Raw genomic sequence first — 13,136 nt, 5'->3', positions numbered from 1 at the left:
ATAATTCTATGAAATCGGACCACCCCAGTAAAATGAAAAAACTTGCCCCCCGAGGAGACAAGTCATAAATATGTATATTGTCATTTTGTCATTATTGCCTTTTTTACGGCTATCTCTTTCAGTTCCTCTGCAAGCACTTCCAGCTCCCACGGGCTATCTGATTCAATGAAAAGCTCATAAGGTTTCAGGCTAATTTTAAAATAAGAATCATGAAAACCACCAGTGAACTCAATTTGACCCAGGGATATTATGCAGCGATGGTCATCTTCCTCAACCCAGCATCCCCTAACAAGCAAGTCATGGATACCTTCGACATGAACAGTTTCATTAACAAGTTCCAACTCCACGCGGCTTAAACCAGACATCAGAATTCCTCCTTGTTACTAATTGTCGAAATTTCCCCTTCTTTCTTAGTGTACGAATAAAGCAACGCACAATCAAGCATATTTCGACATTTACTGGAAAAATCCTTCTCTTTATGTATTCAAATGCTAGAAGATTATATTCACTTTCTCAAAATCAAAGAGATGGCTTCCGCCATCTCCATTTTTGTTTTATTCTGTTGAACCCTGCCAAGCCATCATGCCGCCTTGCATATTGATCACATTATAGCCATAGTAGTCAAGGAACTGTGTAGCTCTGGAGCTGCGGCCGCCTGAACGGCAGACCATTACATAAGTTTTGTTCTTGTCTAACTCATTCATCCTGAATTCAAGCAGACGTAATGGAATATGAATTGCTCCCGGAATTTTACCTTGTGCTACTTCATTTACTTCACGAACATCTACAACTTCGAATTCATTGGAGCCCAATCCATTTTGCACTTCTGTTGGTGTCATCTGACGCATTTCAATTTCCTCCTTATCATTACCAGGCGCTCATGCCGCCCTTTACATTAGTCACACTTTTAAATCCAGCCTTTTTCAACAACTTGCTTGCCTGGCTGCTGCGCATACCGCTCTGGCAAATAACAACTACATCTTTTTCCTGGGAAAGTTCTCCTGTGCGGTTACCAAGCTGCTGCAGTGGGATGTTCTTAAATCCTTTGATATGGTTTCCTTTATATTCTCCAGGAGTTCTTACATCCACGTATTGCACTCCAGCCTTCTTGGCTTTCATCATTTCACCTAATTGTGCTGTCGTGATTTGATTTACTCCCTTAGTTGGAGCGAAGCGGCTCCATAAGAAAGCTGCTGCAAGGACAACGATTAATACATTAATTACTACATCCATCCGAATGCACCTCTTTTTTCTCATATTTTAGTAAGTCATGATTTATCAGGGATGCATGCTTATACACCCATATACCCATAAGGGTATTTTAAGTGACAAAAATCGCCTTGTCAAGAACAGAAATTCATTATTTCCTGCTCTTAACAAGCAATTCTACAGCATCATTTACAGCCTGGGACGTTTCTCTGCCTTCTTGTAAATCGCTGATTAGGCATTGTTCAAGATTTTTGCTGACAACCAAAGCAATGGTTCGGTCAACCGCAGAGCGAATTGCTGACAATTGTGTCACGACCGACTTGCATTCTTCCTGTTCTTCAAGCAGCCGGATACTTCCCCTGACCTGTCCTTCAATTCTTTTCAAGCGATTGACTATCTCTTTATTGTACTCCACCTTGCCACCTCCTATTGTGATGGTCCAGTAATTGTATATCCTTTAACATTGTAACCATATTTCTTAAGCAATCTTGCTCCAAAATTCTTTTCCAATTCATTTGAGGCAATGATGACGATATGCCTGTCTGGAATTTCTTTTATATAACGTTTCAAATATCCACAAGGAATATTAATGGCACCATTTACTGGATTTTTCGCAGAATCCTGATAATCTCTGAGATCGACAAAAACCGCATCCTTTTCATAGTCCTTTACCGCCGGTAGATTCCTGACTGGAACGTAACGGTTAAAAACCAAGGTAACTAGAAGGAGACTGATGATTAAAGTTGTGAGCAACTACTCTTCACCTCTTGTTTTAACTTGTTCATTACTGAACTTATAATATTGATATTATACCATACGGGGTATAAAATCAATAGTTATGATGATATTTTTTGACATTTGTTTTGCCAAGCAAAAAAAGAAGCAAGGATCCCTTCCCTCTTTAAACATTCTATATCATTTTGGCATCATACACACCGTTATTTAAATGCCAATTATCAGTTATGATGCGGTCCAGGCTAATTTGTTTTGCAGATGAGTTTTGGTGCTTTTTAGGTGCTTTGAAATCAATGCCTTCCCTGGTTGAAGTGCTGTTTATGGATTTATTTTCCCGCTTCTTCTTTAATTGCCTCAGCCAATTCCATATGCAACTGTATTAACATCATTTTACTGTCACTTTCCAAAGATGCTTCCAGGATCCTTTTTGTGGAAAGGTAGTATTTTTCCATTAATGTCCTTCTTGCTCTTGGATGGGAGTTTTCATCCTTCAATTCTCTATAAATAGCATCTTTAAGTATTTTTTCTGGTAACTGTTCAGAATGAAGTTTCCGGTTGTTCCATATGGTCCTGTATTCATTAAGTAACTTTTCATAATCCCTCGCTGCCATCATGTAGCCTCCTGATATACATAACATAGTCAAACCCTCACTAGTATATTTACATAATTCAGGCTGACAATGCAAAAAATAAGTTAAATTACTTTAAAGGAGAATAACTATGAGCAAACCGTATCGATGCCCTAACTGCAAGACGAACAGGACTAGATTCAATATGATTTCCCAAGTTCCCCAGCCTGTAAAGCTGAATCCTCAATCAGGTGAAATTGTGGAGCAATATTCAAATGACCAGCTTGAGCCTTTTCATCTTCCATACAAAGGTCCAGAACTTAAAATCCAGTGTGCTGCTTGTGGACTTGTTGAGGATGAAAAGACATTTGCCAAGTTTGGGGAAAGCTAAGGAAAACCAGGCGTTATGACCACTGATCTTATTGCAGAAGAAAAAAGCTTGAGATTTTTCTCAAGCTTTTTAATTGCTTACATTTATTCCAGCTTTCTCAAAAAACTTTATTGAATCAACTCTCCATTGTTCATTAGGCATGAACCTCACCAGGAGGACTTTACCCGTAAAGCTCTTGCCGCCAATCCCTTTTAGCTGTAAATTAACCTCGACAGGGACAGTAAGGCTCATCTGATCTCCCACATCTTCAGCGGGCAGTACTTCCATCCGTGAAACCCTGATATTCTCGATTTTGTACAGGACCTTCCCCCACTCAAGGTTTTGCAGTGAGACCAAAGAGACGATGTCAGGGTCCTGCTGCTTCAATCCGGCGATATACGCGTTTACCAAGTCGTAAGGGTCAGTTTGTTCCAAATATTTTTCAAGCTTTCCTGCTGATTTCAAGATCATAAGTTTATGGGATAGATCCATGAAATTTGTCCGGTGCGTCGTACTTCCATAAAAATGGATGCAAAAATGACCCGGAAAGTTATTCTTCAAGGCTCCTCCGCCATGTGGCATCCCATGCATTGACGCTGCGATTTTCCCTTCTTCCGAGATGACGATAATCGCCCTCCGCTTCCAGCTCCATTTCCCATCATAAATTTTCTTCATGATTGCAGTATCTTTTGGTGATAATGGCTGGACATCTGCATGGTTGCTTCCTGCCCTTCTTTGTACTCGGAATTTCATGCCTGTTTCAAGATCGACAACTGTGAACTTGCTATACCTTGGCAGAATTTCATTTACCTCTTCCCACTGTAACATTTTGACTTGCTCTGTTTTGGCAGTCTTCCCTGCTTCTATGCTATACCCGGCTGTGGCAAGGAGAACAATTGTCAATATTATTACTTTTATTGTTTGCATTTTGATCATCTCTTTTTCACTCGGCTTTAACCTTGATTTGCTTTTAAATTCCAACTGAACAGAATAATGCTTCATGAAAGTTTTTGCTTTTTTGCTTGCTGCTATTCAGGTGACTCCATTAAAGCAAACAAAAAACCCAGCATTAGCTGGGTAAATTGGTGATGAACTTACTTTTCCAGATCCATCAGCTGCTGTTTAAGCAGGCTCCAGTCTGTTACCTGGCCGATGAATACGAGATTGAGCGGCATTTTCATATATTCCTTCATATACAATGGCATCCCGTATGAGTACTGGAACAGGTCTGGGTACTGGGAATGGTCAAATAAAACATATCCTTTTATCCGGTATATGGAATCCGGCAGCGCCCTCAAAAAATCTTCAAAATCTTTCTGGCTGATCGCTCCGTCAAATCGATGCACAAACGTGCTTATCCTCAGATCAGACTGAACATGCGCCCCAGAACTTTTAGCTTCTTCGGTATAAGCCAATCCTTCCAGCAGTTTCATAGGCATTTTCGAATAGGTACTTAAAATACATTTAGCTTGTGGGTTGAATCCCTGAATGTCCATGTTAACTTTTGCCTTCTCGGCTTCATTGAGCAAGTCTGATTTATTGACGATAATCAGATCCGCATGCTTCACTTGTTCAAGCAAGAGCTGATGTACCTGGGGGTCTAGCGTTCTCCTATTGAGCCACTGCTGGCCATCAACTGTTGTGATGATCCCCTTGATTGCAAGCTTGTCAGCAAACAATGGGGAAAGGACAGCATCCAATACCTCTACTGGATGTGCGGCACCTGTGGTTTCTATATAAATCGCATCGAGATCATGATCAAATAGTAATCCCTGAATCTGAGATTCGAGTTTATCCTGAATCGTGCAGCAGATGCATCCTCCCAAAAGCTCTTTTAATGGAACATCTGTATCAACAGCATCCGAATCGATCGAAACACTGCCAAGCTCATTCATCATAACGGCAATGGTGCGTCCGTTATCTTTTTCATGCTGTAAAATTTGCTTAAGTAATGTCGTTTTGCCGGTACCAAGGAAACCGGATAAAATGTAAACCTCTGTTTTTTTCATTTCACATCCGCCTATCCTTTCTATGTAATGTGGAAAATCTCCAGCAAAAGCTGGAGATTCTTTTTAATTATTCATTTCCTGCTTCAACACTTCTATCGCTTTCTGAATTTGCGGGTCGTCATTTTTAATCTGTTCGCGTAAAGCATTCATTAGTTCGATTGTTGAGCTGCCTTTAAGGATACCTGTTTCATCCAGTTCTTTTGATTTTTGGAAGGCAATCACAGCTTCCTTTGTTTTTTCATCATAAAAACCGTCTTCGCGGCCTGGATCAAACCCAAGAGCTTTGAGCATTTTTTGTGCAGCCCTGACCTGTTCGGATGCTGTTGATTCCTTCAATTCAGTTTCCGGATCGATAAATGGTAATGATGCATATTCAGGCATGGATACTTCATGGTCCGGCTTTATGCCTTTCTTATGAATCCAATTGCCCTCAGGTGTCAACCATTTTTCTGTGGTAAACTTCATATTCGATCCGTCTGAAAAATCTTCCGCCCGCTGGACAGTACCTTTGCCAAATGACTTTTCCCCTACAAGAGGCACTCCAGCAGATTCGCTGACTGCTCCTGCCAGGATTTCGGATGCACTCGCACTCCCTTTATCAATGATGACAACTAAAGGAAGGTTATTCTTATTTTCGTTCTCTGATGGATACTTATCTACATTACCTTCACGGTCTTCAACCTGGAAAAGTATTTCTCCCTTAGGTACAAAGAGGCTGGATATTTTTATTGCCTGATCCAGCAGTCCGCCTGGATTTTGACGAAGGTCCAAAACTAGACCTTTCATCCCTTGTTTTTGCAGGTCATTCAATATCTTCACGAGCTCATTTGCCGTGTTTTGCGAGAAATTGGTAATCTGGACTTTCGCTATTCCGTCGTCCATCATCTCACCATATACCGTTTCAATTGGTATAGTGTCTCGGGTAATGGTGACGTCAACTGGTTTTTCTGTACCCTGGCGAAGAATGGAAAGCTTAACGTCTGTTCCCTTTTCACCTCTTATAAGAGCGACTGCTTCGGTTGAACTCATACCCTGAAGGCTTTTTCCATCGACGGACATGATTTTATCCTCTGGTTGAAGGCCGGCCTTTTCAGCCGGAGACCCTTTCAATGGAGTGACAATGAATATGAATCCATCCCGCTCCTGGATTTCTGCGCCAATTCCCTCAAAGGAAGATGACAGACTCTGATGGAAATTCTTTGCGTCTTCCTGGCTCATATAATCCGAATATGGATCATCCAAGGATTCAAGCATTCCATCTATCGCACCATTTATTAGCTTTTCCTGATCGACTTCCTCAAAATAGTCATTTTTCAAAGTATCGTATGCGTCGTATAGCTTTGCAAATTCTTCTCTTTCCCTAATTACCTGCACCGCTGGCTTGTCCTCGCCGAAAGCAAGTGCAAAGGTAGTGATACCCGCTGTTAAAAAGACTAGAAAAAACAACAGCATTGCAAAGTGGAACTTTTTTATCCGAAGAAAACTATTCTTAGTCTCTGCTTCTGCAGCCTTTTCTTGACCCTTTAGCTCTTCTTTGTTTTCTTCATTCATATTTTGCTGATCCAACCCTTTCACCACTTTCCAATCAAGCTTAAAATCCTTAATGATTAGGATAACATTTTTACTGTAAAATTAACAGAAAAATAGGTATTGCAAAAAGAGGGGTCCCAAAACTCTTGGGACACCCTCTTTTTAGGTGGCTTTGAAAAGTTGATTTACACACAGCCAATCAGAATTTTTCAAATTACTCTACATCGTACCCTTGATCTTCAACAGCTTCCTTCATTTTGCTTACTTCTGCTTTTGAGGCATCATATTCTACTTCAGCTTTTCCTTCTGAAAGGGAAACGACGACGCTAGCTACTCCGTCTACTCCCATCAAAGCGTTCTTAACTGCCTTTTCGCAGTGTCCGCAAGTCATACCTGATACATTTAAAGTTGTTTTTTCCATTTCAAATCTCCCTCTCTTTTATTAAAATTTATAACTTAATCCGCTTCAAACGAAGGGAATTAGTCACTACTGAAACTGAACTGAAAGCCATTGCTGCACCTGCCACCCATGGAGCCAGGAGACCCATGGCAGCAATCGGGATTCCCGCTGAGTTGTATGCAAGAGCCCAGAATAGGTTTTGGCGGATGTTTTGCATCGTTTTTTTACTTAAAGAGATTGCCTTAGGAATCAGAGTCAATTCCCCGCCAAGAATGGTGACGTCAGCAGCCTCGATAGCAACATCCGTCCCGGTTCCGATGGCGATGCCGATATCAGCCAGCGCAAGAGCTGGTGCATCATTGATGCCGTCTCCTACCATCGCCACTTTTTTTCCTTTTAACTGAAGTTCTTTGACATGGTTCGCCTTTTCTTCAGGGAGTACTTCTGCAATTACATTGTCTACTCCAACCTGGGATGCAATTGCTTTAGCTGTACGCGTATTGTCACCAGTAAGCATATACACTTCTATACCCATGGATTTGAGTTCTTCAATCGCTGTTTTCGCTGTTTCTTTGACTGTATCGGCAACAGCGACAATTCCTGCCACCTTTTTGTTGATTGCTATCATCATCGCAGTCTTGCCTTCAGTCTCGAGTCGCTCAAGCTTTTCTTCAAATAGAGCGAATTCGATACCCTCTTTACCCATCAGCTTTCTGGTTCCAACAAATACTTTTTCACCGCTGATGGTTGCTACAATTCCGTGGCCTGGTATTGCAGCGAACTCATCCATTGGTAATACTTCTATATTTCTTGTGTTGCCGTATTCCACAATGGCTTCAGCAAGAGGATGCTCAGAAGCCTTTTCGGCAGAAACTAAATATTTCAGGACCTTCTCCTCGTCCCCGAAAATTTCAAGATCGGTTACGCTAGGTTTCCCTTTAGTAATTGTACCCGTTTTATCAAGAACAATAGCATCAATTTTGTGAGTAGCTTCTAAGTGCTCTCCGCCTTTAAAAAGAATTCCGTTTTCAGCACCTTTTCCCGTTCCAACCATGATGGAGGTTGGAGTTGCCAGACCAAGTGCACAAGGGCAGGCAATTACGAGCACAGCAATGGCTGTTTCAAGGGCTGAAGCAAAGTCGCCAGGTGTGATGACAAAGTACCAGACAAGGAATGTAACGATTGCGATTGCGACAACAATCGGAACAAAAATTCCGGAGATCTGATCTGCCACACGCTGGATTGGAGCTTTGCTTCCCTGCGCGTCCTCGACTACCTTGATGATTCCTGCCAGAGCCGTGTCTTTACCGACCTTTGTTGCAGTCATCGTCAAAGTACCATTTTTATTAATGGTAGCACCGATCAAAGTATCGCCAGCTGCTTTTTCAACCGGAATTGATTCCCCGGTGATCATCGCTTCATCAACAGCGGACTGGCCGGACACAACTTTGCCATCGACAGGAATCTTCTCACCTGGTTTAACGACGATCGTATCATTTACTCTTACTTCTTCAATCGGGATTTTAATCTCCTCGCCATCCCTGATAACAGTCGCTTCTTTAGCTTGCAGGCTTAGAAGCTTGGAAATCGCTTCAGTCGTGCGTCCTTTTGCAAGTGCCTCAAATAGTTTCCCAACAAGGATCAATGTAATCAGGACAGCACTGGTTTCAAAGTATAAATGCGGCATATAATCTGGATTACCAATTGTTTTTATAGCTTCGGCAAGACTATAAAAATACGCAGCGGATGTACCTAGTGCCACCAGAACATCCATATTCGCACTCTTGTTCTTTAGTGATTTATAGGCTCCTACATAAAATTGCCCGCCAATCCAGAATTGGACCGGAGTAGCCAATAATAGCTGGAACCATGGATTCATCAACAGATGAGGCATTGGCAGTCCCGTATCCCATGGTGCGTGGCCAATCATTGTATAAAGAAGCGGAAGTGACAAAAGGATGGATATAAATAACTTACGTTTCTTTGCATTGATTTCCTCTTCTTTTTGCTGGGCCTTCGCTTCCCTCTGGACTTTTTCCTTTGCATCATAGCCCAGATCCTGGATCTTCGCGATAATTTTATCAGCTGACAAAACAGCACCATTAAACTCAACTGAAGCTGATTCGGTTGCAAGGTTAACGGTTGCTGCTTTCATTCCGTCCATCTTGTTGAGTACCTTTTCAATCCTTGTGGAACAAGCTGCACATGTCATGCCGAAAACATCCAAATCCATCTTTTCGTTTCGGACACCGTACCCCAGGTCGTTGATTTTATTAAATATATCGTCTGGTTTAATTTTTTCTGATTCATAAGTGACTGAGGCATTTTCCATCGCCAGATTTACAGTTGCATCGACGCCGTCCATCTTATTAAGGACCTTCTCAATCCTTGTGGAACAAGAGGCACATGTCATACCTGTTATGTCGACAGTCATTTGTTCTTTCATCGTATACACCCCGTTCATTCGAAATGTTTCTTTCATCTTCACTAATTACTATACCCCTGTATAGTATATTAATCAATAATAAAGTTTGTGTTTTTTTTATTTTACCCCTAAATGTGTATATAACAGTTAAAAATGTCACATATGCCATAGTTTAATATAAGTTCAGCAGAGGATAAACAAAAAACCTGGCAAACAAGCCAGGCTTTCCCCTTTATATCTTCCTTACATTTTCAAAATACTCTTCAAGTGTCCAATCATTTTCATACATCTCAGTTGCGGCTTTGATTCCCACATACCTGAAATGCCATGGTTCATACATATAGCCTGTTAAATCTTCTTTACCCCTTGGGTATCTGAGGATAAACCCGTATTCATGGGCGTTGTGGGCAAGCCACACTCCTTCTTTTGTTGTACCGAATTGTTCATTCAGATTAAAATTATTGGTCTTGCTGGAAATATCCATTGTCAAGCCTGTCTGGTGTTCGCTGCTTCCGGGTCTCGCAACCGCCTGAAGGGCTTTTTCCTCTCCCACCTTATTGACCTCGGCAATAAAAAGGTTTTCCTGGCGCCCATATGATCTGTACCCTGAAACGGCAGCAAGTTCAATACCATCCTTCCTTGCGCCGGCAAACATTTCTTCCAAAGCTGCTGCAGCTTCTTTCCTCATAAGGCTTTTTTCAAGCTTGGCATCACCAAAAGAGAAGGGAACATTTGGTCGAACCAAATCGACTGGGATATAATGATCTGGCAACCCAAAAATCTTATTGACAAGCGCCAAAGTATTCTGCGGATTCTGGATGACGTTCTTTCCATCCGTATCCCGGACTATATTGAAATACGCAGCTTCGAGTGTCAATTCGTCTTTTGCTGGCTTGTCCTCTATAGGAGGGTTGCTTTCCGTATTTTGTTCAGGTTCGTTAACCTCAGATGGCTGGTCATCCTGATCATCTTGTCCAACTAATTTATCCCCCAAATAAGGAATTTTTTCAAGATACGGCTCTACCTGTGAGCATCCTGTCAAAAAAATCGGCAATGCGATTATCAGCAATATTTTTTTCATTATGTCCACCAATCTTCAACATTTTAAAGCAATAACACCATTCTAACATTTTTCGGCAAACTTTCGAATGGCCTTTTTTCCCATTAACACCTTTATTCATTATGCCTGCTTCAGGGATTGTTCAAACTTCTGCAAGACCTGATAATGTTTGGATACACAGTTCAACCATGGCACTGGTTATATCTATTATGCAAATTTTATAGACATTATTGGTTCAAATTGGCATTCGGAATGTCCATTAAATTAGGTTTATTAGACATTTTGGCTTCAACCGCCGTTCGAAATGTCCATTAAGCATGGTTTATTAGACATTTTGGCTTCATCTTTCATTCGAAATGTCTATTAAATAGGGATTATTAGACATTTCTGCTTTATCCGCCATTCGAAATGTCCATTAAATAGATTTATTAGACATTTTGGCTTCTACTGCCGTTCAAAATGTCCATTAAGTTAGAACGTTATGGCTACAACAAATCCAGAAATGTCTAATTAACTCCGTTCTTCAGAAAAGTCATCACAAAAAAACCCTCTCCAAAAGGGAAAGGGTTTTCATCAATTTTTATTCTTTAATTGCTGCTTCGAGCGCAACTTCGATCATGTCGTTGAATGTTGTTTGGCGCTCTTCTGAAGTAGTCTCTTCACCCGTCAGGATATGGTCGCTGACTGTTAGGATTGAAAGGGCCTTGCGATCATATTTAGCAGCCAAGGTGTAAAGAGCTGTTGTTTCCATTTCAACAGCAAGAATCTGGTACTGTGCCCATTTTTCTAATTCAGCGTTATCATTATAGAACTGGTCTGCAGTGAAAACGTTGCCGACTTTAAGGTTCAAACCTTTTTCAAGCCCTGTATTATACGCTTTGTACAATAAATCAAAGTTTGCTGTCGGAGCAAAATCCACTCCGCCGAAAGTAAGGCGATTCATTTGTGAATCGGTTGAAGAACTCATAGCCAGAATTACGTCGCGTACTTTGACATCCTTTTGGATTGCTCCGCATGTACCTACGCGAATCAGGTTTTGGACATTATAGCTATTCATCAATTCATTAATATAAATTGAAATGGACGGAACTCCCATGCCTGTCCCCTGTACAGAAACTCTTTTACCTTTGTATGTACCTGTGTAGCCAAACATATTTCTGACTTCATTATATAACTTCGCATCTTCAAGGAATGTTTCCGCAATGTATTTCGCCCTTAATGGGTCTCCAGGGAGTAATACCGTTTCTGCGATTTCATTTTCTTTAGCACCAATATGTACACTCATTCAAAATCCTCCATCCTATAGGTTGCTACCTCAAAACTATACCACAATATAGTTAGGCAGGAAAATCTTCAGTTTCATGACAATTTTGTATACGGGCAAGCTAAAAATAGCTTTACCAAAGCTGAAAGAAAAAATCCTCTTCACCAGTTATATAAAAACCGAAAGAGAAGGTGATGAAGCAATGGGCAAGAAACACCGCAACCGAATCAATTCACCAAAGAAAAACAATCATATTCCTCCTGAAGCAATTGTTGCTGAACAGGAAGCTCACGGCAAAGAATTTTCAGCAACAGGAAGAAAGAAACAAGGATAACAAAAAGACGATGAAGCATTTGCTTCATCGTCTTTACCTGCTTATTAGCAATAACCCTCGATCGTGTTCTGTATTTTCTGCTTCAAAGACGGAAGGTCGGAAGCATGGATATTCATTCTTACATATGTTTCATCCATCCCCATGGCTTCTGACAAGAAGCCTCCAAGCCCTCTCGCCCTGCGGTCAACTTGCATCAAGACCTCAACTTCGTTCTCGCTGACTGGATAGAAAATTACTTCTAATTCATCCAACCGTCCTCTAAATGGACCTGATGAGGGCACAAATTCAAACTCCTGGACAAATGGCAGGTTTCTGCGGAGATGTCTTGGCGCTTGTTCACACTCAGCTTCCCTCAAACGGAAGCCAAGGTCGCTAACAGCGTTAAATAAGCCATGCATTACCTGATTTGGCACTACCGTCAGAAAATCTTTATCGCTTGGATCCACTGCATTTTTGATATCAAGCCCAGTCGACACCCAAACCTTTGTCCTGCCCATCGATAATGGCATCTCCAATGGAAGCCTGAAAGAGAAAGGAATTTCCTTTGTTTCATTCTCTTTGATTATGAATGACTGCGTCAGCTTGAATCGGTCGATTTGGGCTGTGGCGGTATACTTTTTGTCATCCGCTTCTTTTATATAGGTTGTATGTAAACTCAAATAGATTTCATCGATGTTCTGCTCCGTGTTTCCACCGCGAATTTCTACAATTCCACGTACTTCTTCCCCAGGCATTACCCGGTCCTTCTCCAGCTTCGTATCGACTTTAGCTGCTCCAATGCCGACGCTGGCAAAAACCTTATTTAAAAATGACATATCCCTTGCCTCCCTGATTTCACATTTTTCTTTCTTATAAATGTATACGATTATAAACAGAGAGAGTTTCAATAAAAAAATGTTTTTTTAACCAAATATAAAAAGGCAGATTCATCAGAATCTGCCCATAACCAAGTTTATCTAATTAGTCTATATCTTCTTCCTCATCGATGATGCATTTTTCGATCAGATATTCAAATGTGATGTCTGCCATCTCTTCAAGTTCTTCCTCTGTGGGAACGTATCCCCTTTTTACAAGTTCATGAAAGAAAAATTCAGCAATCTCCTCTGTATCGATAATAACCTCAATCTCTTTCACAGATTCCGCCCCCCTTTATTCCAAATGTATGTGAAAAACCCATGTTTAATGCCAAGCTCAATCAATTTTCTGAAAATTGTTCTATTGCTTTTGGACA

Annotated in this window: 17 protein-coding genes; 2 read left to right on the top strand and 15 right to left on the bottom strand. The window is 41.0% G+C overall.

What is annotated here, in order from left to right; translation table 11 throughout:
• Positions 1-80 precede the first annotated feature (80 nt).
• The 6 genes from J7I80_RS05380 to J7I80_RS05355 form a co-directional block, all read right to left on the bottom strand.
• The gene (locus J7I80_RS05380) at positions 81-365 is read right to left on the bottom strand and encodes a hypothetical protein (protein WP_214736347.1); all 285 of its coding nucleotides are present in this window, start codon (positions 363-365) and stop codon (positions 81-83) included.
• Positions 366-554: 189 nt separating this feature from the next.
• Complete coding sequence (locus J7I80_RS05375; RefSeq protein WP_214736346.1) at positions 555-848, bottom strand: rhodanese-like domain-containing protein; 294 nt, start codon at positions 846-848, stop codon at positions 555-557.
• A 19-nt stretch (positions 849-867) separates the two neighbouring features.
• Entirely contained in the window at positions 868-1,233 is a 366-nt protein-coding gene (locus J7I80_RS05370; RefSeq protein ID WP_214736345.1) for a rhodanese-like domain-containing protein, read from the bottom strand.
• 127 nt (positions 1,234-1,360) lie between these two features.
• Positions 1,361-1,624: a metal-sensitive transcriptional regulator gene (locus tag J7I80_RS05365; RefSeq protein ID WP_167833712.1), complete on the bottom strand. Its 264-nt coding sequence runs from the start codon at positions 1,622-1,624 to the stop codon at positions 1,361-1,363.
• An 11-nt stretch (positions 1,625-1,635) separates the two neighbouring features.
• The gene (locus tag J7I80_RS05360) at positions 1,636-1,962 is read right to left on the bottom strand and encodes a rhodanese-like domain-containing protein (RefSeq protein WP_214736344.1); all 327 of its coding nucleotides are present in this window, start codon (positions 1,960-1,962) and stop codon (positions 1,636-1,638) included.
• 308 nt (positions 1,963-2,270) lie between these two features.
• Positions 2,271-2,555 (bottom strand): hypothetical protein, encoded by a 285-nt coding sequence (locus tag J7I80_RS05355; protein WP_214736343.1) that lies wholly within the window; start codon positions 2,553-2,555, stop codon positions 2,271-2,273.
• 109 nt (positions 2,556-2,664) lie between these two features.
• Here J7I80_RS05355 and J7I80_RS05350 point away from each other — a divergent pair, with 109 nt between their 5' ends.
• Entirely contained in the window at positions 2,665-2,904 is a 240-nt protein-coding gene (locus J7I80_RS05350) for a hypothetical protein (protein WP_023627701.1), read from the top strand.
• 69 nt (positions 2,905-2,973) lie between these two features.
• On the opposite strand, the gene J7I80_RS05345 is transcribed toward J7I80_RS05350, so the two are convergent.
• The 7 genes from J7I80_RS05345 to deoD all read right to left on the bottom strand — a co-directional run bounded on the left by J7I80_RS05345 (position 2,974) and on the right by deoD (position 11,592).
• Positions 2,974-3,810 (bottom strand): hypothetical protein, encoded by an 837-nt coding sequence (locus J7I80_RS05345; protein ID WP_214736342.1) that lies wholly within the window; start codon positions 3,808-3,810, stop codon positions 2,974-2,976.
• A 167-nt stretch (positions 3,811-3,977) separates the two neighbouring features.
• Positions 3,978-4,892 carry a CobW family GTP-binding protein gene (locus tag J7I80_RS05340; protein ID WP_214736341.1) on the bottom strand — a complete coding sequence of 305 codons (915 nt, stop codon included), beginning with the start codon at positions 4,890-4,892 and terminating at the stop codon, positions 3,978-3,980.
• Positions 4,893-4,955: 63 nt separating this feature from the next.
• On the bottom strand, positions 4,956-6,443 hold the full coding sequence (locus tag J7I80_RS05335) for a lmo1851 family serine protease (protein ID WP_214736402.1): 1,488 nt from the start codon (positions 6,441-6,443) through the stop codon (positions 4,956-4,958).
• A 193-nt stretch (positions 6,444-6,636) separates the two neighbouring features.
• Positions 6,637-6,843: a copper chaperone CopZ gene (gene copZ / locus J7I80_RS05330; protein ID WP_102263227.1), complete on the bottom strand. Its 207-nt coding sequence runs from the start codon at positions 6,841-6,843 to the stop codon at positions 6,637-6,639.
• Between the two features lie 28 nt (positions 6,844-6,871).
• Positions 6,872-9,268: a heavy metal translocating P-type ATPase gene (locus J7I80_RS05325; protein ID WP_214736399.1), complete on the bottom strand. Its 2,397-nt coding sequence runs from the start codon at positions 9,266-9,268 to the stop codon at positions 6,872-6,874.
• Positions 9,269-9,479: 211 nt separating this feature from the next.
• Positions 9,480-10,328 (bottom strand): M15 family metallopeptidase, encoded by an 849-nt coding sequence (locus J7I80_RS05320; protein ID WP_214736340.1) that lies wholly within the window; start codon positions 10,326-10,328, stop codon positions 9,480-9,482.
• A 559-nt stretch (positions 10,329-10,887) separates the two neighbouring features.
• Positions 10,888-11,592, bottom strand: a complete 705-nt coding sequence (gene deoD / locus J7I80_RS05315) for a purine-nucleoside phosphorylase (RefSeq protein WP_144479849.1) — start codon at positions 11,590-11,592, stop codon at positions 10,888-10,890.
• A gap of 181 nt (positions 11,593-11,773) precedes the next feature.
• On the opposite strand from deoD, the gene J7I80_RS23455 reads away from it, so the two are divergent.
• Positions 11,774-11,905, top strand: a complete 132-nt coding sequence (locus J7I80_RS23455) for a hypothetical protein (protein WP_285289116.1) — start codon at positions 11,774-11,776, stop codon at positions 11,903-11,905.
• Between the two features lie 44 nt (positions 11,906-11,949).
• Here J7I80_RS23455 and J7I80_RS05310 read toward each other — a convergent pair whose 3' ends face one another.
• Together J7I80_RS05310 and J7I80_RS05305 are read right to left on the bottom strand one after the other, a co-directional pair.
• Positions 11,950-12,720 (bottom strand): sporulation protein, encoded by a 771-nt coding sequence (locus J7I80_RS05310; RefSeq protein ID WP_214736339.1) that lies wholly within the window; start codon positions 12,718-12,720, stop codon positions 11,950-11,952.
• Between the two features lie 145 nt (positions 12,721-12,865).
• Complete coding sequence (locus J7I80_RS05305) at positions 12,866-13,039, bottom strand: YozD family protein (RefSeq protein ID WP_144479852.1); 174 nt, start codon at positions 13,037-13,039, stop codon at positions 12,866-12,868.
• Positions 13,040-13,136: the final 97 nt, after the last annotated feature.

Origin of the sequence: Bacillus sp. ISL-41 (assembly GCF_018613235.1) — a bacterium.
In the GTDB taxonomy this organism is placed as follows: Bacteria; Bacillota; Bacilli; order Bacillales; family Cytobacillaceae; genus Mesobacillus.
Note: the sequence above shows the minus strand (reverse complement) of the source record. Positions and strands in the feature narration are given on the sequence as shown.